The sequence below is a fragment of the Streptomyces marokkonensis genome, from assembly GCF_008312835.1.
GTDB classification, from domain to species: Bacteria; Actinomycetota; Actinomycetes; order Streptomycetales; family Streptomycetaceae; genus Streptomyces; species Streptomyces marokkonensis_A.
In genome coordinates, this window is sequence record NZ_VSKS01000016.1 from 61,640 (window position 1) to 81,731 (window position 20,092).

23 protein-coding genes are annotated in these 20,092 nt (G+C 72.2%); 7 read left to right on the top strand and 16 right to left on the bottom strand.

The annotated features are described in order from the left end of the window. Nucleotides 1–45: 45 nt before the first annotated feature. Both pknB and F1615_RS24895 read left to right on the top strand, forming a co-directional pair. Entirely contained in the window at nucleotides 46–1,974 is a 1,929-nt protein-coding gene (gene pknB / locus F1615_RS24890; protein WP_149551309.1) for a Stk1 family PASTA domain-containing Ser/Thr kinase, read from the top strand. 47 nt (nucleotides 1,975–2,021) lie between these two features. After that, nucleotides 2,022–2,900, top strand: a complete 879-nt coding sequence (locus tag F1615_RS24895) for a deoxyribonuclease IV (protein ID WP_149551310.1) — start codon at nucleotides 2,022–2,024, stop codon at nucleotides 2,898–2,900. A gap of 12 nt (nucleotides 2,901–2,912) precedes the next feature. On the opposite strand, the gene F1615_RS24900 is transcribed toward F1615_RS24895, so the two are convergent. Beyond that, complete coding sequence (locus F1615_RS24900) at nucleotides 2,913–3,560, bottom strand: sulfite oxidase-like oxidoreductase (protein WP_149551311.1); 648 nt, start codon at nucleotides 3,558–3,560, stop codon at nucleotides 2,913–2,915. Nucleotides 3,561–3,742: 182 nt separating this feature from the next. Between F1615_RS24900 and bfr the strand changes: the two genes are divergently transcribed. Next, nucleotides 3,743–4,261 (top strand): bacterioferritin, encoded by a 519-nt coding sequence (gene bfr / locus F1615_RS24905; protein WP_149551312.1) that lies wholly within the window; start codon nucleotides 3,743–3,745, stop codon nucleotides 4,259–4,261. A 7-nt stretch (nucleotides 4,262–4,268) separates the two neighbouring features. Here bfr and F1615_RS24910 read toward each other — a convergent pair whose 3' ends face one another. Together F1615_RS24910 and F1615_RS24915 are read right to left on the bottom strand one after the other, a co-directional pair. Continuing rightward, nucleotides 4,269–4,505 (bottom strand): (2Fe-2S)-binding protein, encoded by a 237-nt coding sequence (locus F1615_RS24910; protein ID WP_208818400.1) that lies wholly within the window; start codon nucleotides 4,503–4,505, stop codon nucleotides 4,269–4,271. Between the two features lie 153 nt (nucleotides 4,506–4,658). Continuing rightward, complete coding sequence (locus F1615_RS24915; RefSeq protein ID WP_149551314.1) at nucleotides 4,659–6,011, bottom strand: class II 3-deoxy-7-phosphoheptulonate synthase; 1,353 nt, start codon at nucleotides 6,009–6,011, stop codon at nucleotides 4,659–4,661. Between the two features lie 96 nt (nucleotides 6,012–6,107). On the opposite strand from F1615_RS24915, the gene F1615_RS37130 reads away from it, so the two are divergent. Together F1615_RS37130 and F1615_RS24925 are read left to right on the top strand one after the other, a co-directional pair. Then, nucleotides 6,108–6,164 carry a trp operon leader peptide gene (locus F1615_RS37130; protein ID WP_125510426.1) on the top strand — a complete coding sequence of 19 codons (57 nt, stop codon included), beginning with the start codon at nucleotides 6,108–6,110 and terminating at the stop codon, nucleotides 6,162–6,164. 106 nt (nucleotides 6,165–6,270) lie between these two features. Continuing rightward, entirely contained in the window at nucleotides 6,271–8,151 is a 1,881-nt protein-coding gene (locus F1615_RS24925; RefSeq protein ID WP_149551315.1) for an anthranilate synthase family protein, read from the top strand. Here F1615_RS24925 and F1615_RS24930 read toward each other — a convergent pair. The 4 genes from F1615_RS24930 to F1615_RS24945 form a co-directional block, all read right to left on the bottom strand. Beyond that, nucleotides 8,103–9,098, bottom strand: a complete 996-nt coding sequence (locus F1615_RS24930; protein ID WP_149551316.1) for a 2-hydroxyacid dehydrogenase — start codon at nucleotides 9,096–9,098, stop codon at nucleotides 8,103–8,105. The two genes, F1615_RS24925 and F1615_RS24930, sit on opposite strands and share 49 nt — an antisense overlap. A 91-nt stretch (nucleotides 9,099–9,189) precedes the next feature. Beyond that, nucleotides 9,190–9,882 carry a response regulator gene (locus F1615_RS24935; protein ID WP_149551317.1) on the bottom strand — a complete coding sequence of 231 codons (693 nt, stop codon included), beginning with the start codon at nucleotides 9,880–9,882 and terminating at the stop codon, nucleotides 9,190–9,192. Beyond that, complete coding sequence (gene macS, locus F1615_RS24940; protein WP_149551318.1) at nucleotides 9,879–11,120, bottom strand: MacS family sensor histidine kinase; 1,242 nt, start codon at nucleotides 11,118–11,120, stop codon at nucleotides 9,879–9,881. The genes F1615_RS24935 and macS overlap by 4 nt, the downstream gene beginning before the upstream one ends. 39 nt (nucleotides 11,121–11,159) lie before the next feature. Continuing rightward, nucleotides 11,160–11,963: a lysophospholipid acyltransferase family protein gene (locus F1615_RS24945; protein ID WP_149551425.1), complete on the bottom strand. Its 804-nt coding sequence runs from the start codon at nucleotides 11,961–11,963 to the stop codon at nucleotides 11,160–11,162. Between the two features lie 216 nt (nucleotides 11,964–12,179). On the opposite strand from F1615_RS24945, the gene F1615_RS24950 reads away from it, so the two are divergent. After that, on the top strand, nucleotides 12,180–12,977 hold the full coding sequence (locus F1615_RS24950) for an alpha/beta hydrolase (protein WP_149551319.1): 798 nt from the start codon (nucleotides 12,180–12,182) through the stop codon (nucleotides 12,975–12,977). Then, the gene (locus tag F1615_RS24955) at nucleotides 12,970–13,551 is read left to right on the top strand and encodes a hypothetical protein (RefSeq protein WP_149551320.1); all 582 of its coding nucleotides are present in this window, start codon (nucleotides 12,970–12,972) and stop codon (nucleotides 13,549–13,551) included. Before F1615_RS24950 ends, F1615_RS24955 begins: the two co-directional genes overlap by 8 nt. A 7-nt stretch (nucleotides 13,552–13,558) precedes the next feature. Here the strand turns inward: F1615_RS24955 and F1615_RS24960 are convergent, their stop codons facing one another. From F1615_RS24960 to F1615_RS25000, 9 genes are all read right to left on the bottom strand, one after another. After that, nucleotides 13,559–14,314 (bottom strand): endonuclease/exonuclease/phosphatase family protein, encoded by a 756-nt coding sequence (locus tag F1615_RS24960; RefSeq protein ID WP_149551321.1) that lies wholly within the window; start codon nucleotides 14,312–14,314, stop codon nucleotides 13,559–13,561. A gap of 30 nt (nucleotides 14,315–14,344) precedes the next feature. Then, nucleotides 14,345–14,542, bottom strand: a complete 198-nt coding sequence (locus tag F1615_RS24965; RefSeq protein WP_149551322.1) for a DUF397 domain-containing protein — start codon at nucleotides 14,540–14,542, stop codon at nucleotides 14,345–14,347. After that, nucleotides 14,542–14,727 (bottom strand): DUF397 domain-containing protein, encoded by a 186-nt coding sequence (locus F1615_RS24970; RefSeq protein ID WP_149551323.1) that lies wholly within the window; start codon nucleotides 14,725–14,727, stop codon nucleotides 14,542–14,544. The genes F1615_RS24965 and F1615_RS24970 overlap by 1 nt, the downstream gene beginning before the upstream one ends. After that, complete coding sequence (locus F1615_RS24975) at nucleotides 14,724–15,545, bottom strand: helix-turn-helix domain-containing protein (protein WP_149551324.1); 822 nt, start codon at nucleotides 15,543–15,545, stop codon at nucleotides 14,724–14,726. The genes F1615_RS24970 and F1615_RS24975 overlap by 4 nt, the downstream gene beginning before the upstream one ends. A gap of 198 nt (nucleotides 15,546–15,743) precedes the next feature. Next, the gene (locus tag F1615_RS24980; protein WP_149551325.1) at nucleotides 15,744–16,697 is read right to left on the bottom strand and encodes an ROK family glucokinase; all 954 of its coding nucleotides are present in this window, start codon (nucleotides 16,695–16,697) and stop codon (nucleotides 15,744–15,746) included. Between the two features lie 125 nt (nucleotides 16,698–16,822). Further along, nucleotides 16,823–17,347, bottom strand: a complete 525-nt coding sequence (locus F1615_RS24985; protein ID WP_149551326.1) for a DUF5304 domain-containing protein — start codon at nucleotides 17,345–17,347, stop codon at nucleotides 16,823–16,825. A 59-nt stretch (nucleotides 17,348–17,406) separates the two neighbouring features. After that, nucleotides 17,407–18,555: an ArsA family ATPase gene (locus tag F1615_RS24990; protein ID WP_149551327.1), complete on the bottom strand. Its 1,149-nt coding sequence runs from the start codon at nucleotides 18,553–18,555 to the stop codon at nucleotides 17,407–17,409. A 71-nt stretch (nucleotides 18,556–18,626) separates the two neighbouring features. Continuing rightward, nucleotides 18,627–19,070 carry an SRPBCC family protein gene (locus F1615_RS24995; protein ID WP_149551328.1) on the bottom strand — a complete coding sequence of 148 codons (444 nt, stop codon included), beginning with the start codon at nucleotides 19,068–19,070 and terminating at the stop codon, nucleotides 18,627–18,629. A gap of 141 nt (nucleotides 19,071–19,211) precedes the next feature. Beyond that, on the bottom strand, nucleotides 19,212–20,009 hold the full coding sequence (locus F1615_RS25000) for a metallophosphoesterase family protein (RefSeq protein WP_149551329.1): 798 nt from the start codon (nucleotides 20,007–20,009) through the stop codon (nucleotides 19,212–19,214). Nucleotides 20,010–20,092 lie beyond the last annotated feature (83 nt).

Consider the following 20,092-nt stretch of genomic DNA (forward strand, 5'->3'; position numbering starts at 1 on the left):
GTTGAACGGGTCGGGGGTGTCCGTGCGGGCTCGTAGACTCGCTGCGTGGACACGACCCTTCAGGACCCTCTGGTCGGGCAGGTGCTCGACGGCCGGTACCGCGTCGACGCGCGGATCGCGGTCGGCGGGATGGCCACGGTCTACCGGGCCGTGGACACCCGCCTCGACCGCGTCCTCGCGCTCAAGGTGATGCACCCCTCCCTCGCCGCCGACGCGTCGTTCGTCGAGCGGTTCATCCGCGAGGCGAAGTCGGTGGCGCGCCTGGCCCACCCGAACGTGGTGCAGGTCTTCGACCAGGGCACCGACGGGGCGTACGTCTACCTGGCGATGGAGTACATCGCCGGCTGCACGCTGCGCGACGTGCTGCGCGAGCGCGGGGCGCTCCAGCCGCGGGCCGCGCTGGACATCCTGGAGCCGGTGCTGGCCGCGCTCGGTGCCGCGCACCGGGCCGGGTTCGTGCACCGGGACATGAAGCCCGAGAACGTGCTCATCGGGGACGACGGCCGGGTCAAGGTCGCCGACTTCGGGCTGGTCCGCGCGGTGGACTCGGTGACGAACACCACCGGCACCGTGCTGGGCACGGTCTCCTACCTGGCCCCGGAACAGATCGAGAACGGCACCGCCGACCCGCGCGTGGACGTCTACGCCTGCGGCATCCTGCTGTACGAGATGCTGACCGGTGAGAAGCCGCACGACGGCGACTCCCCCGCGATCGTGCTCTACAAGCACCTCCACGACGACGTGCCGCCGCCGTCGGCCGCCGTGCCCGGCATGGCGTACGAGCTGGACGAGCTGGTCGCGTCGGCGACCGCGCGCAGTCCACAGATGCGTCCGCACGACGCGGTGGCGCTGCTCGCGCAGGCCCGCGACGCGCGCGGCCGGCTCGGTGACGAACAGCTCGACGCGGTGCCGCCGCGGGCGCTGGCGTCGGAGCACGACAACGCCGGCGACCGTACGAGCGTCATCCCGCGCGCGCTCACGATGCCCCGCCCGCTGCCCGTCGACGAGGAGGACGGGGGCGCGGGCTCCCCGCACCTCACCAGCCGGTTCCAGTCCCCGCCGCCGCTGCCGCCCCGGGGCCGGACGGCGCTGCGGCGCGGGCCGATGGCGATCGTCGTGGCCGTGCTGCTGGTCCTCGGGCTGGGCGCGGGCGTGTGGTACATCAACTCCGGCCAGTTCACCAAGGTCCCGCCGCTGCTGGCGAAGACGGAGAAGGAGGCCCGGGACCGGCTGGCGGACGCCGGGCTGGACGTCGGCCAGGTGGAGGAGGCGTACAGCGACACGGTGGAGCGGGGCAAGGTGGTCGCCACCGACCCCGAGGCCGGCGCCCGCATCCGCAGCAACGACTCGGTGTCGCTGACCGTCTCCAAGGGCCCGCAGACCGTGCGGGTGCCCGACCTCGACGGCTACCCGCTGGACAAGGCGCGGTCGCTGCTGGAGGACGAGGGCCTGAAGCCGGGCATGTCGACCCGGGAGTTCAGTGAGACGGTGCCCGCGGGCTCCGTGATCGGCACGGAGCCGGGCAAGGGCACCGAGGTCCGCGCGGGCTCCGCGGTGGCGCTGACCGTGAGCAAGGGCGCCCCGGTGGACGTGCCCGACGTGACCGGTGACGACCTGCAGGACGCGCGCGCCGAGCTGGAGGAGGCCGGGCTCGAGGTGAAGGTCGCCACCGGGCGGGTCAACTCCGGGCACGACGCGGGCCGGGTGGCCCGGCAGGACCCGGGCGCGGGCGGCAGGGCCGCCGAGGGCGACACCGTGACGCTGACGCTGTCCAAGGGCCCGGAGATGGTCGAGGTGCCCGACGTGGTCGGCGACAGCGTGGGCGAGGCCAGGGAGAAGCTGGAGGGCGCCGGGTTCGGTGTGGACGAGGACCGCGGTCTGCTCGGCCTGTTCGGCGACACCGTGAAGGGCCAGTCCGTGGACGGCGGCGACAGCGCGCCGAAGGGGTCGACGATCACCATCGAGATCCGCTGAGCCGGAGGGGCCGTCCGGGACCTCCGCGCCCATGACACCCTTGACGCGTGAAGAGTCACCCGTCCGGCCCCGTCCGCAACCCGATCGGCGGCCATGTGCCCGTCGCCGGCGGCCTGCATTCCGTCGGCCTGTCCTACGCCCGCGAGCTGCGCGCCGAGACCGTGCAGGTCTTCGTCGCCAATCCGCGCGGCTGGGCCACCCCGGCCGGCAATCCGAAGCAGGACGAGGCGTTCCGCGCGGCCTGCGCGGCGGAGTCGATCCCGGCGTACGTGCACGCCCCGTACCTGATCAACTTCGGCTCCCACACCCCGGCGACCGTGGAACGGTCCGTCGAGTCGCTGCGGCACTCCCTGCGGCGCGGGCGGGAGATCGGCGCGCTGGGCGTGGTGGTGCACACGGGCAGCGCGACCGGCGGGCGGGAGCAGCCGGTGGCGCTGGCGCAGGTACGGGAGTACATGCTGCCGCTGCTCGACGAGCTCACCCACGAGGACGACCCGTTTCTGCTGCTGGAGTCGACCGCCGGCCAGGGCTCCTCGCTGTGCTCACGGACCTGGGACTTCGGGCCGTACTTCGAGGCGCTGGACGCCCATCCGAAGCTGGGTGTCTGCCTGGACACCTGTCATGTCTTCGCGGCCGGCCACGATCTGACCGGCCCCTGCGGCATGCGCCGGACGCTCGACCTGCTGGTGGACACGGTCGGCGAGGGGCGGCTGAAGCTGATCCACGCCAATGACTCCATGGACGTGGTCGGAGCCCACAAGGACCGCCATGCCAACATCGGTGCCGGACACATCGGCGAGGATCCCTTCCGGGCCCTGATGGCGCACCCGGCGACCGAGGGCGTGCCGCTGGTCATCGAGACGCCGGGCGGCAAGGAGGGACACGCGGCGGACGTGGAGCGGCTGAAGAAGCTCCGGGACTCCTGAGGCGCACGGCGGTCAGATCTCGGGGCCGTCCCCGGGTTCCTCCTGGTAGGAGTAGCGCTGCTCCTTCCAGGGGTCGCCGACGTTGTGGTAGCCGCGCTCCTCCCAGAAGCCGCGGCGGTCGGCGGTCATGTACTCCACGCCGCGCACCCATTTGGGGCCCTTCCAGGCGTACAGATGGGGGACGATCAGCCGCAGCGGGAAGCCGTGCTCGGCGGTCAGCAGCTCGCCGTCCTTGTGGGTGGCGAAGAGGGAGCGCCCGGACGTGAAGTCCGCGAGCCGCAGGTTGGAGCTGAACCCGTACTCCGCCCACACCATCACGTGGGTGACGTCGGGGGCGGGCGGGGCGAGGTCCACGACGGTGCGCGCCGGGATGCCGCCCCACTCGGCGCCGACCATGCTGAACTTGGTGACGCAGTGCAGGTCGGCGACGACCGTGGCGTACGGCAGGGCGGTGAACTCCTCGTGGTTCCAGCAGTGCTTCTCACCGTCGGCGGTGGCGCCGAAGACCCGGAACTCCCAGCGCTCGGGCCGGAACTTGGGGACCGGCCCGTAGTGCGTGACCGGCCAGCCCTTCTGCAGTCGCTGCCCCGGCGGGAGCTCGGGACGCGCCGTTCCCTCTGATGCGCGCTCCCCCGATTCGCGTTCCACCGGCTGACCCATGTCTCCATCCTGACAGACCGGCGGCGATGCCCCCGAACCGGGCCCGGCAGGTTCGGGCAATCAGGTGCAGACCGCACTAAGCATGTACGTACTTACTAAGTCAACACTTACTGGACGATCTCCCCCGCCGGTGCAATCATGCGCCCCAACCTGCCAGTTCCCGCGCGGAAGGAGCCCATGCGATGCAGGGCGACCCCGAGGTCATCGAATTCCTGAACGAGCAGCTGACCGCCGAGCTCACGGCGATCAACCAGTACTTCCTGCACTCGAAGCTGCAGGACCACAAGGGCTGGACGAAGCTCGCCACGTACACGCGTGCCGAGTCCTTCGACGAGATGCGGCACGCGGAGGTGCTCACCGACCGCATCCTGCTGCTCGACGGCCTGCCGAACTACCAGCGGCTGTTCCACGTCCGGGTCGGGCAGACCGTCACCGAGATGTTCCAGGCCGACCGGGAGATCGAGCTGGAGGCGATCGACCGGCTGCGCCGCGGGGTGGAGGTCATGCGCACCAAGGGCGACATCACGTCGGCGAACATCTTCGAGGCGATCCTGGCCGACGAGGAGCACCACATCGACTATCTGGACACCCAGCTGGATCTGATCGAGAAGCTGGGCGAGGCGCTCTACCTGTCGACGGTCATCGAGCAGTCCCAGCCCGACGCCTCAGGCCCGGGCACGGGCGGTTTCTCGACGCAGTAGCACAGGCCTAGGCGGCTTCCGGGAGCTTCGTCGTGAGCGGCGGCTCGCCCTGGCCGATCAGCTCACGGCGCGGGCAGGAACCGCGGCCGAGCAGGGCCTGGATGCGCCGTACGCAGCCGCCGCAGTCGGTGCCGGCCTTGCAGACGGAGGCGATCTGCCGGGGCGTGCACGCTCCGGCCTCCGCGTGTCCCTTCACCTGTTCCTCGGTCACGCCGAAGCAGCTGCAGACGAACACGCGGGTCACCTCCCGAACGAAGTGCTGGGTCGAGCCGTCCCGACCCCTGATCGGTGAGGCTAACCTAACCTTACCTGTCGCCCGGAGGGCACAAAAGTGGGGTGGGGCGCGGTCCTGTGTGATCCGCGCCCCACCCCTTCCGCCGTGCCGGCGGCCGGTCCGCTACTGGTCCCGGTACATCTCCGCGACGAGGAACGCCAGGTCCAGCGACTGGCTGCGGTTGAGCCGCGGGTCGCAGGCCGTCTCGTAGCGCTGGTGCAGGTCGTCGACGAAGATCTCGTCGCCGCCGCCCACGCACTCGGTGACGTCGTCGCCGGTGAGCTCCACGTGGATGCCGCCCGGGTGGGTGCCGAGCTCCTTGTGGACCTCGAAGAAGCCCTTGACCTCGTCGAGCACGTCGTCGAAGCGGCGGGTCTTGTGGCCGGAGGCCGCCTCGAAGGTGTTGCCGTGCATCGGGTCGGTCACCCAGGCCACGGTGGCGCCGGACGCGGTGACCTTCTCGACCAGCTCGGGAAGCCTGTCGCGGATCTTGTCCGCGCCCATCCGGACGATGAAGGTCAGCCGGCCGGGCTCACGCTCGGGGTCGAGGCGCTCGATGTACTGCAGCGCCTCCTCGGCCGTCGTGCTCGGGCCGAGCTTGATGCCGATCGGGTTGCGGATCCGCGAGGCGAACTCGATGTGCGCGTGGTCCAGCTGCCGGGTGCGCTCACCGATCCACACCATGTGCCCGGAGACGTCGTACAGCTGTCCGGTGCGCGAGTCGACGCGGGTGAGCGCGGACTCGTAGTCGAGCAGCAGCGCCTCGTGCGAGGAGAAGAACTCGACGGTCTTGAACTCCTCCGGGTCGGTGCCGCACGCGTGCATGAAGTTGAGCGCCTGGTCGATCTCGCGGGCCAGTTGCTCGTAGCGCTGCCCCGAGGGGGACGACTTCACGAAGTCCTGGTTCCAGGCGTGCACCTGGCGCAGGTCGGCGTAACCGCCGGTGGTGAAGGCGCGCACCAGGTTCAGCGTGGACGCCGACGCGTGGTACATGCGCTTGAGCCGCTCGGGGTCCGGGATCCGGGCCTCTTCGGTGAAGGCGAACCCGTTGACGGAGTCGCCCCGGTAGGTCGGCAGCGTCACCCCGTCGCGGGTCTCGGTCGGCTTGGAGCGCGGCTTGGAGTACTGGCCGGCGATCCGGCCGACCTTCACGACGGGCACGGACGCGGCGTAGGTGAGGACGGCGCCCATCTGGAGCAGCGTCTTGAGCTTGTTGCGGATGTGGTCGGCGGACACCGCGTCGAAGGCCTCGGCGCAGTCGCCGCCCTGGAGGAGGAACGCCTCTCCCTTGGCGACGGCCGCCATCCGGGCGCGCAGCTGGTCGCACTCGCCCGCGAAGACGAGCGGCGGATACGACTCGAGGTCCGCGATCGCTGCGCGCAGAGCCTCGGCGTCGGGGTACTCGGGCTGCTGCGCCGCGGGCAGGTTTCGCCAGGTGTTGCCAGCGCTCGCGCTGGTCTTAGCGTTCACGGTCACGGAACCCACATTACGGGGTCGGATCGGTCGTCCATCCTGTCTCTCAACAAGTGAGACAAGGGCCGCACCGCCCCGGCATGCGCTAAGGTCGTGGCCATGTTCGCGCATTCGACCCGCACCTGGTGGTGGACCGCTCTCCCGGCGGCCCACTGACTGCGCGTACGCACAGACTTCGCGAAGGCCGCCCGAGGGGCGGCCTTCGGTGGTTTCCGGGGTCGTTCCTCACCGCTCATGACAGCGACGAGACGAGGAACCCACCATGGACCTGGCACAGCTCCCCGACGACGACCGTCCCTTCGCCCTGCTGCGCCGCCGCACGCCGGGCCACGACCACGAGGTCGTGGAGTTGCTGATCGGTCCGGTCGGCACCCGCGAGCGACTGGCCGACCTGCCCGAGGAGGGGCTGGCGCTCGTCCCCTTCCGGCAGATCCGCGAGCGCGGCTTCGACGTCCGTGACGACGGCACCCCGCTGCTGGTGCTGACACCCGAGGAGCGGTACGAGATCCCGCTGGCCCAGGCCCTCGACCGGCTGCCCGCCCATGACGTCCGGGTCGAGGGCGGCGGCTTCGACGTCGGCGACGAGGAGTACGCGCGGATCGTCGGGCGCGTCCTCGACGAGGAGATCGGGCGGGGCGAGGGCGCCAACTTCGTGATCCGGCGGACGTACGAGGGTGAGATCCCCGGGTTCGGGCGGGCCGACGCGCTGGCGCTGTTCCGTCGGCTGCTCGAGGGCGAGCGGGGCGCGTACTGGACGTTCGTCGTCCACACCGGGGACAGGACCCTGGTCGGGGCCAGTCCCGAGGTGCACGTCCGGGCGTCGGGCGGGACGGTCGTGATGAACCCGATCAGCGGGACCTACCGCTACCCGGCCGAGGGGCCGACCCCCGAGCACCTGCTGGAGTTCCTCGCCGACGGCAAGGAGATCGAGGAGCTGTCGATGGTCGTCGACGAGGAGCTCAAGATGATGTGCACCGTCGGCGACATGGGCGGGGTCGTCGTCGGGCCCCGGCTGAAGGAGATGGCGCACCTCGCGCACACCGAGTACGAGCTGCGCGGCCGGTCCTCGCTGGACGTGCGCGAGGTGCTGAGGGAGACCATGTTCGCGGCGACCGTCACCGGGTCTCCGGTGCAGAACGCCTGCCGGGTGATCGAGCGGCACGAGGTGGGCGGGCGCGGTTACTACGCGGGCGCGCTGGCCCTCGTCGGCCGCGACGAGGGCGGGGCCCAGACACTGGACTCCCCCATCCTCATCCGTACCGCCGACATCGACGCCTCCGGGCGGCTGCGGGTGCCCGTCGGGGCCACGCTGGTGCGCGGCTCGGACCCGGCGGGCGAGGTCGCGGAGACCCACGCCAAGGCGGCCGGGGTGCTGGCCGCGCTGGGCGTGCGGCCCGGGCGGCCGCGCGCGGAGTCCGGACGGCCGGGGCTGGCCGACGACCCCCGGGTGCGGGCGGCGCTGGACGGGCGCCGGGCCTCGCTGGCGCCCTTCTGGCTGCGGATGCAGGAGCGGTCGGAGGCGCTGACCGGCCACGCGCTGGTCGTCGACGGGGAGGACACCTTCACCGCGATGCTCGCCCACGTGCTGCGCGCCACCGGTCTCGAGGTGACCGTGCGCCGCTACGACGAGCCCGGCCTGCGGGAGACGGTGCGCGGGCACGAGGGCCCGCTGGTGCTGGGTCCCGGACCGGGCGACCCGTCCGACACGGCCGACCCGAAGATGCGGCTCCTGCGCGGGCTGACCGCGGAGGCCGTCCGGGAGAACCGGCACGGCCTCCTCGGGGTGTGCCTCGGCCACGAGCTGATCGCGGCGGAGCTGGGCCTGGAGATCGTGCGCAAGGAGGTGCCGTACCAGGGGGCGCAGACGGAGATCGACCTGTTCGGGCGGCCGGAGACCGTCGGCTTCTACAACAGCTTCGTGGCGCACTGCGACGACGGCGCGGCGCGGGAGATGGCCGCGCACGGCATCGAGGTGAGCCGCACGGCGAGCGGTGAGGTGCACGCGCTCCGGGGACCCGGTTTCGCGGGGGTCCAGTTCCACCCCGAGTCGGTGCTGACCCTGGACGGCGCGGCCCTCGTGCGGGAGCTGATGGGTCAGCTGCGGGGCACCAGCACGTTCTCGGAGCGGCGCCCCGCGGTGTAGTCGAGGACGTTGTTCACCGTGGTCTCGACGATCTGCCCGACGGCGTCCTCGGTGTAGTACGCCTGGTGGGAGGTGACCAGCACGTTGGGGAAGGTGACGAGGCGGGCCAGGGTGTCGTCGTCGACGGCCTCCAGGGACTTGTCGAGGAAGAACAGGCCCGCCTCCGCCTCGTACACGTCCAGGCCGACGCCCGTGAAGCGGCCCGCGCGCAGCTCGGTGACGAGGGCCGCGGTGTCGATGAGGCCGCCCCGGCTGGAGTTCACCAGGATGGCGTCGTCCCGCATGGTCTTCAGGGCGGCGGCGTCAATGAGGTGCTGGGTGGCCGGCATCAGCGGCACGTGCAGGGAGACGAGGTCGGACTCGGCGAGGAGCTCGTCCTTGGGGACGTAGGTCATGCCGAGTTCCCTGCAGGCGGGGTTCTCGGCGACGTCCCAGCCGAGCAGCCGCATGCCGAAACCGTGGGCGATCCGGGCGAACGCCTCGCCGATCTTCCCGGTGCCGAGGACGCCGGCGGTGCGGCCGTGCAGGTCGCGGCCCATCAGTCCGTCGAGCCGGAAGTCGAAGTCGCGGGTGCGGGTGGAGGCGCGGACGATCCGGCGGTTGACGGCCATGGCGAGGGTCCATGCGAACTCGGCGACCGAGTACGGCGAGTAGTACGACACCCGGGCGACCGTCAGGCCGAGCCGTTCGGCGACCTCCAGGTCGATGTTGTTGAAGCCGGTGGAGCGCTGGGCCACCATCCGGGTGCCGCCGGCCGCGAGGTCCGACAGCACCTCGGCGCCGAGGTCGCAGTTGACGCTGGTGGAGATGATCTCGTGGCCGGCCGCGATGGGCGCGGTGTCCGCGTTGAGGAAGACGTCCAGCCCGCGCACCGGGTGGTGGCCCTCGAAGGCCCGCTCGACCAGGGGCTTCTCGTCCGCCTGCACACCGAACGCCAGGATCTCCACGGGTTTTCCTCCGGGTGTTGAAGCGGGTTCATCGCCGTACCGGCGAATATACGGGTGCCCCTGGTCCGTCCGGGCCAGGCACGAAGGCGGGCTACTCGTCGTCGAGGCCGCGTTCTATGGCGTAGCGGACGAGTTCCACGCGGTTGTGCAGCTGGAGCTTGCCGAGGGTGTTCTGCACGTGGTTCTGCACGGTGCGGTGGGAGATGACGAGCCGCTCGGCGATCTGCTTGTAGCTGAGGCCCTTGGCGACCAGGCGCAGCACCTCGGTCTCGCGTTCGGTCAGCCGGGGTGCCTTGGGCTCGCCGTCGGCGGGGGCGGCACCGGCCGGTTCGGAGGCGAGGCGGCGGTACTCGCCGAGGACCAGTCCGGCCAGGCCGGGGGTGAACACCGGGTCGCCGGCGGCGGTGCGGCGCACGGCGTCCTGAAGGTCCGCGGTGGAGGCGGACTTCAGCAGGTAGCCGGTGGCGCCGGACTTCACCGCCTCCAGGACGTCGGCGTGCTCGCCGCTGGCCGACAGGACGAGCACCCGGACGGCGGGGTCGGCGGCGACGACCTCCTTGCAGACCTGGACGCCGGGCTTGCCGGGCAGGTTCAGGTCGAGGACGAGGACGTCGGGTGCGGCGGCCTTGGCGCGGCGCACCGCCTGGTCGCCGTCGCCGGCGGTGGCGACGACCTCGAAGCCGGACTCGGACAGGTCCCGGGCGACGGCGTCGCGCCACATGGGGTGGTCGTCGACCACCATGACCGTGATCGGTTCCGGGTGCGTCCTGGTGGTGTCCGTCATCGCTGCTCCGCCTTCCCCCGCGGGTCGTTCGCCTGCTGCTTGTCCTTGGGCACCCTCAGCTCGACCTCCGTGCCCTGGCCCGGTACCGAGACCAGTTCCGCGCTGCCGCCGAGGTCGCGCAGCCGGCCCCGGATGGACTGGGCCACACCGAGCCGTCCCTCGCCCTCGGCCTGGGCGAGCCGGCCCTCGGGGATGCCGGGTCCGTCGTCGCGGACGGTGACGACGACCTCGTCCGGTTCGTCCTCGACCAGGATCCACGCGCGTGCCCGCGCACCGGCGTGCCTGCGGACGTTGTCCAGGGCGGCCCCGACGGCGGCGGCCACCTCCCGCGCGGCGGCCGGTGCGAGCAGCACCGGCGCTCCGGGCTCGGCGAGAGAGACCAGTGCTCCGGCGTGGGGGGCGAGCAGTGCGCGCAGGTCGGCGGGCCCGTCGTCGGTGTCGTCCTCGTCCTGGTCCACGGCCCGTACGACGGCGCCCCGGGCGGCGTCCTCACTGGCGCGGGAGACCGGTACCAGACCGCCGGAGACCAGGGTGCGCAGCGCAACCTCCTGCTCGCCGGCCAGCCGGCCGAGTTCCGCGGCCTCGCCGCCGATCACCGCGCCGCGCCGCTGCACCATGGCCAGCACCTGGAGCACGCTGTCGTGGATGTCCCGCGCGAGGCGCTCCCGCTCCCGGGTCGCGGCCTCGATCTCCAGGGCGCGGGCGAGGGTGCGCTCGGAGGCGCGGGCGACCTCGACGACGTAGCCGATGGCGATGGAGGCGACCCAGACGAGGATCACGTTGTGCACGGTGTCGCGCGCGGGGCCGCCGCGCTCGACCAGGTTGGTGACGGCGACGAGGGTGGAGGCGAGGGCCGCCCAGCGCCAGCCGCCCTTGATGGCGAAGGCGAGCACCGATCCCGCGGTCCATATGGAGGGCAGGGTCGGGCCGCCCGCGTGGACGCGCTCGGCGGCATCGGCGACGGGGGTGAGCATGATGCCGGTGAGGGCGATGGTCAGGTCGGCGGTGAGGAAGCGCTTGGTACAGGCGACGGCGCTCGCGACCTTGGGCAGGGTGGCCAGGGTCCACACCACCAGGACGGCGAAGTAGGCGACGGCGAGCCAGGGGCGGGCGAACTCCTCGTGGGCGGCGGCGAACAGGCCGACCGCGTACATCATGGTGAGGACCCGGTAGCCGGCGAGCGCACGCCACAGCGGCTGCTCGACCGACATGCGCATGACTCTCTCGCGCTTGGCCACGTCCCCCACGCCCCTTGTTTCTCCGCCCCGGACCCCCGCCTAGGGGCCGGACCGTCGCTCGGTCCGCTCCCGGCCGGGCTGCTCCATCGCGGCCCTCAGCTTCTCGGCCTGTTCCTTCTCCGCGCGGGCGAGGGCGGCCTTCGCCGCCTTCTCCGCTTCCTTCTCGGCCTTCGCCGCCTCCGTGAGCTGCCGCTTCATGGCGGTGGCGTAGATGTCGACGTATTCCTGACCGGAGAGCTTCATGATCTCGTACATGACCTCGTCGGTCACCGCGCGGAGGACGAAGCGGTCGTGTTCCATGCCCTGGTAGCGGGTGAAGTCCAGCGGCCTGCCGATCCGGATGCCGGGCCGCATCAGCTTCGGCCTGACCTGCCCGGGAGGCTGGATCTTCTCCGTGTCGATCATGGCGACCGGGATCACGGGCGCCCCGGTGGCCAGCGCCACGCGCGCGAGACCGCCCGGCTTCCCGCGGTAGAGCCGGCCGTCCGGCGAGCGGGTGCCCTCCGGGTAGATGCCGAACAGCTCACCGCGCTCCAGCACCTCTATGCCGCTCCTGATGGCGGCCTCCCCCGCGCCGCGCGCACCGGAGCGGTCCACCGGGAGCTGGCCCACGCCCTTGAAGAAGGCGGCCGTCAGGCGGCCCTTCACACCCGGCGTGGTGAAGTACTCGGCCTTGGCGATGAAGGTGACCTTGCGGTCCAGCACGGCCGGCAGGAAGAACGAGTCGGAGAACGACAGGTGGTTGCTGGCCAGGATGGCCGGGCCCTCGGCGGGGACGTTCTCCAGGCCCTCCACCCAGGGCCTGAAGGCGAGCTTCAGCGGCCCTCCGATGGCGACCTTCATCGTGCCGTACAACAACCGAGTGCCTCCTGTGCGTGTTGGTCAGACCATATCCCGGAGCACCGTCAAAGGACCCGACGGCCCTGGTCGGTGTCAGTGCGGTCGCGTACGGTGAAGGTCCTGCAATCCGTGTGCCGCCCTTCCCCGGCCGTCATGACGTGCCGGACCCTTCCCACAAGTCCCTTGAGTCCCACGAGTCCCAGGAACAGGAGGCCGAAGGTGCCGCTCCTGACCGGAGCCGAGCCGTTCCGCCACGAGGGCGGGGAGACCGCCGTTCTCCTCTGCCACGGCTTCACCGGTTCGCCGCAGTCGCTGCGCCCCTGGGCGGAGCATCTCGCCGAGCGCGGTCTGACCGTCTCGCTGCCGCTGCTCCCCGGGCACGGCACCCGCTGGGAGGACCTCGGGGTCACCGGCTGGCAGGACTGGTACGCGGAGGTGGACCGCGAGCTCCGGCTGCTGCGGGACCGCAGCGCCCGGGTCTTCGTGGCCGGGCTGTCGATGGGCGGCGCGCTGGCGCTGCGTCTGGCCGCGCGGCACGGTGACGCGGTGAGCGGCGTGATGGTCGTCAACCCGGCGAACAAGGTGCACGGGGTGGCCGCGCACGCCCTTCCGGTGCTCCGCCATCTCGTCCCGGCGACCAAGGGCATCGCGAGCGACATCGCCAAGCCGCTGAGCATGGAGCTGGGGTACGACCGGGTGCCGCTGCACGCGGCGCACTCCCTGCGGAACTTCTTCCGGCTCGTCGACGGGGAACTCCCCCAGGTCACCCAGCCGCTGCTGCTGATGCGCAGTCCGCAGGACCACGTGGTGCCGCCCGCGGACTCGGCGCGGATCCTCGGCCGGGTGTCGTCGACGGACGTCACGGAGATCCTGCTGGAACAGAGCTACCACGTGGCGACGTTGGACCATGACGCGGAGCGGATCTTCCGGGAGAGCACCGCGTTCATCGGCCGGCTGGCACCCGGCGCCGTCAAGGAGCCCGGTCTCGGCAAGGAAGGGACGACCACAGGTGGCTGAGCACGACTCGGACCGTGAGGGCCGCGAGCCGGAGGAGAAGGGCGTTCCCGTCGACGAGGCCGCCGCGTGGGAGGCGATCGTCGCCGGGTACGGGGAGGAGCCGCCGGACCCGCCGGGCGCCAAGCCGTTCAAGTCGATCGAGGACCTGGCGCTGCTGGAGACCGAGACCAACGCGGAGGACGATGCCGAGGCCGAGGCTCCGCCGCGGAAGGCCGAGGACAAGCCGGCCAAACCGCTCGGCGGCTCCGTCTCCTTCGCCCCCGGGGTCGGCCCGCGCGACTACAGCGTGCAGGAGCCCTCCGACGACGACCTCGACGAGACCGACGAGGGCCACTTCGTGCCGCCGGAGCCGCCGCCGCTGCCGGACGCGGACGTCACCTCGAAGTTCGCCTGGCTCGGCGTGCTGGGCGGCCCGGTGCTCCTCCTGCTGGCGATCCTGCTCGGCTGGGAGAGGACCTGGTGGCTGACCACCCTGTGCATCGGCGGCTTCCTGGGCGGCTTCGCCACGCTGGTGATGCGCATGCGCACGGACGACGAGGACGACGACGACCCGGGGCGGGGCGCGGTGGTCTGACCGCCGCCTAGGCGGCCGGCACCCTCAGGGCGGCCAGGACCGGAAGGTGGTCCGTGGCCGCCGCGAGGTCACGCCCGCGCACGCCGGGCTGCTCCAGCGGCACCCCGCAGCCGAGCACCTCGACGCCCTTGGTGGCGAAGAGGGCGTCGATCCGCCGGTGCGGTGCGTCGCGGGTCCAGGTGTGCTCGCCGCCCCAGGGCGCGGCGGCCCAGCAGTCGGTCAGGGACTCGGAGAGCCGCCGGAAGGTGCGCCCGTCCGGCCGCTCGTTCAGATCCCCACCCGCGACGGCGTGCTCGACGCCCATCCCGGCGAGCCGGTCCAGCAGCATGCCGCCCTGCTCGTACCGCTCGTCCTGCCTCAGGGACAGATGACAGCTCAGCACCCCGACCCTGGCCCCGCCGAACCGCACGACGGCGGTCGCGAACCCGCGCCGGTGCTGCCCCGGGGTGAGCGGCAGCAGCACGTCCTCGGTGCGCTCGACGCCGGCCCGCAGGGAACACAGGATCGCGGGTCCGGCGGCGGTGGCACCTCCGGAGAGGACCACCAGCCCCGACACGGAGGCGAGCCGGGCGAGCTTCTTTCGCCACCGGAAGAACCGCGGGGCCTCCTGGAGCAGCACCAGATCGGGCGCGCAGGCGGTGATCACCCGGGCGAGCGCGTCGGTGTCGTCCCGCATCGAACGGATGTTGTAACTCAGAACCCGGATGACGGCCGAGCCGTCGGACTCGGTCCGGGATCCGGGCAGCAGCGGAGTCGTCGCCATGTGGATCAAGATACGCCGACCCGCCCGGCGTCACGGCTCGATACGGCCCAGGAAGTCACGCCATGCCTCCGGGGAGACGGCGAAGCGCGGCCCGTCCTGCGTCTTGGAGTCGCGTACGTGCACGGCGCCGGGTCCGTGAGCGACCTCGACGCAGTCGTCCCCCTGGGACCCGCTGTAGCTGCTCTTGAACCAGTTCGGCTCGCTGTAGGTGCTCGATGCGCCCCGCATCAGCGCCCCACACATCCGAGGAAGTCACGCCACGAAGCCGATGAGACCGCGAACCGCGGCCCGTCCTGCGTCTTTGAGTCGCGTACGTGCACTCCCGTGGAGGAGAAGGCCACCTCCACACAGCTGTCCCCTTCGGACCCGCTGTAGCTGCTCTTGAACCAGTCCAACCCGCCGACGATGTTCATAGCGCTCCCCTCATCCGCTGCAACAACTCCACCGAGTCCGCTGGGGACAGGGCGTGTGAGCGCATCTTGGCATAGCGCATCTGCATGACGCTCACGGCTTCTCGGTCAGAAATCAGTTGCCCCGTCTTCTGCCCCTCCGCGTATCCGAGCCACTGCCGTTCGGGTGTCTCGAGAAGTTGCATGGGCCCGTCCGTACCGGCGTGGTACGGCTGCCGCAGCGGCATGATCTGCAGTTCGACGTTCCACAGCTCGGTGGACGCGAGGAGATGGTCGATCAGCTCCCGGGTGACTTCCTCTCCGCCCGTGTGCCGCAGCAGTACCGACTCCTCGACGATGAAGCTGAACGCGATCGGCGGCCTGCGCCCGAGCAGTTCCTGCCGCGCAAGACGCGCGGCGATCCGCTGCTCCAGTTGCTCCTCACTGGGCGGAGGCGGGACGTTGAGCATCACGGCCCGCGTGTACGCCTCCGTCTGGAGCAGCCCCGGGACGACCCGGCACTCGTACGTGCACAGGGCGACCGCCACCTCCTCCAGCTGGGCCCACTCCCGGAACCAGACCGCCAGCCCTCGCTGCCGCCCGACGTGACGGACCATGGCCCGCAGCACCCCGAACGCCTCCAGCGTCTCCTCCGCCCGCTCGACGAACGCAGCGGTGGGCATCCGCCGGCCCTGCTCGACCGAGGCGACGGAGGCGTGCGAGTAGTTGAGCCGCTCGGCGAGCTGCTCCTGGGTCAGCAGGGCGCGTTCGCGGAACGTCTTCAAGGCCGCCCCGAACGCCTTGAGACTGTCGGACGACTCAACCGTGCTGCCGTTCGCCATGACGACGAACCCCCTTGTCGCTTCACCGGCACACCGTGCAGTCGTACAACGCGCCGACCGGCGACCGGGGTTACGCCGGGCACCCGGCCGCGGCCCGTACACGCGGACGTGTACGAGTGCGGGCGGGCGGAGAAACGGCCGCGCCCGCCGTCCCCGGGGGGAGCAGGCGGGCGCGGCCGTGCGCGTCTGGAGCGGAGGTCACATGATCGGGTCGGGTTCGCGGGCCAGGTCCGCCGCGCCGACCAGGCCCGCCTTGTTGCCGAGCTGGGCGCCGAGGACCTCGGCGACCGGGCGCCAGTTGCCGCCGACCAGCCAGCGCCGGTAGGACTTGCGGATCGGGCCGAGGACCAGTTCGCCCTCGTCCGAGAGGCCGCCGCCGACGATGAAGGCGGAGGGGTCGAAGAGCGAGGCCAGGTCCGCGAGACCGGCGCCGACCCAGCGGGCCAGTTCGCGGTAGGAGTCGACGGCCACCAGGTCGCCCTGGCGGGCCGCCATGGAGACGTGCTTGCCCTCGATGCCGTCCGGGGTGCCGTCACCCAGGGAGAGCAGCGTCTCAGCGTTCTCGGGGGTGGCGTTGGCGCGCTGCTTGGCGTAGCGGACGAGGGCGCGGCCGGAGGCGTACTGCTCCCAGCAGCCCTGCGAGCCGCAGCCGCACAGCAGGCCGTCCGGCACCATGCGGATGTGGCCGAACTCGGCGGCCACGCCGAAGTGACCGCGACGCAGCTTGTTGCCGATGATCACGCCGCCGCCGAGGCCGGTGCCGAGCGTGATGCAGATGACGTTGCGGTGGCCCTTGCCGGCGCCGAACTTGTACTCGCCCCAGGCCGCGGCGTTGGCGTCGTTCTCCACGACGACGGGGAGACCCACGCGGGCCTCGACCTTCTCCTTGAGCGGCTCGTTGCGCCAGTGGATGTTGGGGGCGAAGTAGACCTCGGAGCGCTGGCGGTTGACGTATCCGGCCGCACCGATGCCCACGCCGACGATGTCGAGTCCGGCGCGTGCTCCTTCCACCGCGGAGGCGATGGCGTCCACGATCCCCTCGGGCGTGCCCGGGGTCGGCACCTTGTGGGTCGAGAGGATGTTGCCGTCCTCGTCGACCACTCCGGCCGCGATCTTGGTGCCGCCGATATCGACGCCGATGGTGAGTCCCATGAATCCCTCAGTTTCGGTCGAGCCCCGCTACGCCAACGGTACCCGAGGCACCGCGGTCGGGGCCCCGGCGTCCGTACGGTGAGCGGGCCGGTGGGGATCATGGGTGCCCGGCGGGGACCGGGGTGTCAGTCCAGGTCGATGTGCTCGCCGGACCCGGTGCCCGGGTCGTCGCCGCGGCCCGGGCGTTCGTCGAGGTCGCGCGCGTCGGTGTCGCGGGCGGTCCAGCGGCGCTCCTGGTCCTGCACGGCGGAGCGGTAGGCGGCGAGGAGTTCGCTGCCGGCGGCGGCGAGGTGGTCGAAGACGTCGGGGTTTCGTTCGATGACGGGTTCGACGGCGGCCCTGGCCTGCTGGACGACCTGCCGCACCACCTGCTGCGCGGCGGGTCCGGCGACCGCGCCGAGGAGCGGGGACTGCAGACCGGAGAGCTTGTCGGCGACCGCGTCGACGAGCTTCCTCAGTTCCTCGGCGGCCGAGCCGGGCGGCGGGCCGTACTGGGCGCGGCGGCGGGCCTTCTCCGCCTCCAGGTCCTCGGCGGCGGCCGTCGCCCAGGCGTCGGCGTGGGCGTCGGTGCCGGCCGTCCGTACGTCGTCCACCGGCTCGTCGGCGTTCTCGTCCCCGGCGTCGTCGGGCGGGGGGAGCTGTTCGCTCATGACGGACTCCTTCGACTGCGGGTGGCCCCTTCGACGTTACCCGAACGGCCGTGGTGGCTTCAGCGCGTGCGCGGCCACAGTGCCGGATCCGGCCGGAACCGGATGCGCAGCTCGCCCTCGCGCAGCGCGGCGCCGTCGACGGTGCAGCGGCGCAGGGCGGAGGGCAGGGGGACCGTGCGGCGGAACGGTCCCGCGGTGACGACGACGGCGTCGCCGCGGCGGACGAGGTCGAGTTCGTCGCGGCGGGCGCCCGGGAGGGGGAGGTGCCAGACGAGGACGCCGTCCTCGGCGAGCCGGTCGGTGACCGGCCAGTCGACCGGTCCGCGGCCCGCGGCGGCGCCGGGTACCGCGAGCGCGGCGAGGTCGTCGGTGCCGCGCGGGTCGCGCCCCAGGTGGGCGACCGGGTGGACGGCGTGGGACTCGCGCCACTCCTCCAGGGTCTTGCGCTGCTGGGCGACGGGGCCGGCCAGCCAGCTGTCCCCGTCGCTCTCCGGCAGGACGCGCGTCGCGATCAGCGCGTCGGTGCGCAGTCCGCGCAGGGCGATGCCGAGGGTCGCGGTGCGCACGGCGTCGGCGCCGGCGGGTCCCGGTTCGGCGACCAGGCGTACGACGGTGTCGCGGTCGGCGAGCACGGCCTCGACGGCGGCGAGTTGGAGGTCCAGGCGGGCGGCCGCCCCGTACAGCCACTCGGCGGGCAGGGGCACGCCGGCGAGGCGGCCGAGCACGGGGCGCAGGGCGCGGGCCGCCTGGCGCTCGGGCGGGAGGAGGCGGCTCAGGTAGCGGCGGAGTTCCTCGGGGAGGGCGAGGAGGGCGAGGGCGCGCGGGGCGGGCGGGAGGTCGACGACGAGGACGTCGTACGCGTCCGACAGCGCGGCGTCCCGCAGGGCGCGCAGGACGGCGAGTTCCTCGGCGCCGGGGAGCGTGCCCGTCTCCTCGGGCTCGAGCCGGGCGGCGCCGAGGAGGTCCAGCGCGGAGGCGGCCCGGTTCTGGAGGGCGGCCAGATCGGCGCGGAAGCCGGCGTCGGGGTCGACGCGGCGCACGGTGAGTCCGGGTGGGGTCCCGCCGCCCAGCACGGGGCCGAGGGTGTCCGTGCGGTCGGTGCCGAGGAGCAGGGTGCGGGCACCCTCACGGGCGGCGGCGAGCGCGGTGGCGGCGGCCGTGGTGGTGCGGCCGCCGCCGCCGGGGCCCGTGATCAGGAGGGTGCGCATTGGGTGAACGGTAACTGACGGCGGGCGGCGGTGAGTCGCGCTGCCCCGCGCCGGAGGGGTGCCGCCGCGCGTTACTTCGGGCTGGACTCCACGCGCTTCTTCAGGCCTGCCAGGGCGCGGTCGATGATGACCTTCTCCGCCTTGCGCTTGATCATGCCGAGCATCGGGATCTTGACGTCGACCGTCAGCCGGTAGGTGACCTCGGTGGTGCCCGGGCCGGCCGGGGCGAGGATGTAGGAGCCGTCGAGGGAGCGGAGCATCTGGGACTTCACCAGGGTCCAGGAGACCTCGTTCCCCCCGGTCCAGGTGTACGCGAGCGTCTGGTCGTCCTTGATCGCGCCGGCGTCCATGACGAGGCGCACCTGCTCGGCGCGGCCCTGCTCGTCGGTCTTGAGGACCTCCGCCTCCTTCACCTCACCCGTCCAGTCGGGATAGCGGGCGAAGTCGGCGATCACCCCCATGACGTCGGCCGGTGCCGCCTCGATCGTGATGCTCGAGCTGGTGTGTTCCGCCATCGCCGTGGCTCCTCCAGATGCGGGCCGGTAGTTCGTCATCGCCGTGCGCGGTGCGCCGAGCGCACGCGCGTGCAGCGGAAGGCTACCGTGCACCGGACCGGCGGAACGCACCCGACCTGGGGCATCCGCCCCCTTCCGGCCTCACCACTCCAGCGCCCAGGGCCGTCCGCTGCTCGCGAAGTGGCCCACGTTCACGCATTCGGTGGCGCCGATCCGCATCCGCTTCACCAGCGGCTGGTGCACGTGGCCGAACAGCGAATAGCGGGGCCGGGTGCGGTGGATCGCGTCCAGCAGGGCCCGGCTGCCGCGTTCGAACCGGCGGGCGACGGTGTCGTAGACCAGCTCCGGCACCTCCGGCGGGATGTGCGTGCACAGCACGTCGACCTCGCCGACGGCCTCGATCTTCGCGGCGTACTCCTCGTCGTCGATCTCGTACGGCGTGCGCATGGGCGTGCGCAGTCCGCCGCCGACGAAGCCGAAGGTCCAGCCGCCGATCTCGACCCGCTGCCCGTCGAGGACGGTGGTGCCGGGGCCCGCGTACTCCCGCCACAGGGGCGGCATGTCGACGTTGCCGTACGTGGCGTACGTAGGAGTGGGGAAGGCGGCGAACATCTCGGCGTACTGCTTGCGCACCGCCGTCTCGATCGCCGCGGCCTTGTCCATGCCGATGCCGGCCCACAGCCGCCGCTGGAACTCGCGGGCCTCGTCGAAGCGGCGCGCGGTGCGCAGCTCCACGATGCGGCCGGCGTTCCCGGCGCCGAACAGGTCGGGGAAGATGCCGCGCGAGTGGTCGGCGTAGTCGAGGAAGAGCACCAGGTCGCCCAGGCAGACCAGGGCGTCGGCGCCCTCGCCGGCCCGCGCGAGGTCACGGGCGTTGCCGTGCACGTCACTGACCACGTGCACGCGTGTGCGCCGGTTTCCGCCTCGTGTCGCTGCCATGGCGATCAAGGGTAAGCGTGTGCGGCGCGCGTGAACAATGCCGGGCCCACCTGCGGTTACTGGCTGGTCGGTCCGGGGGTGGA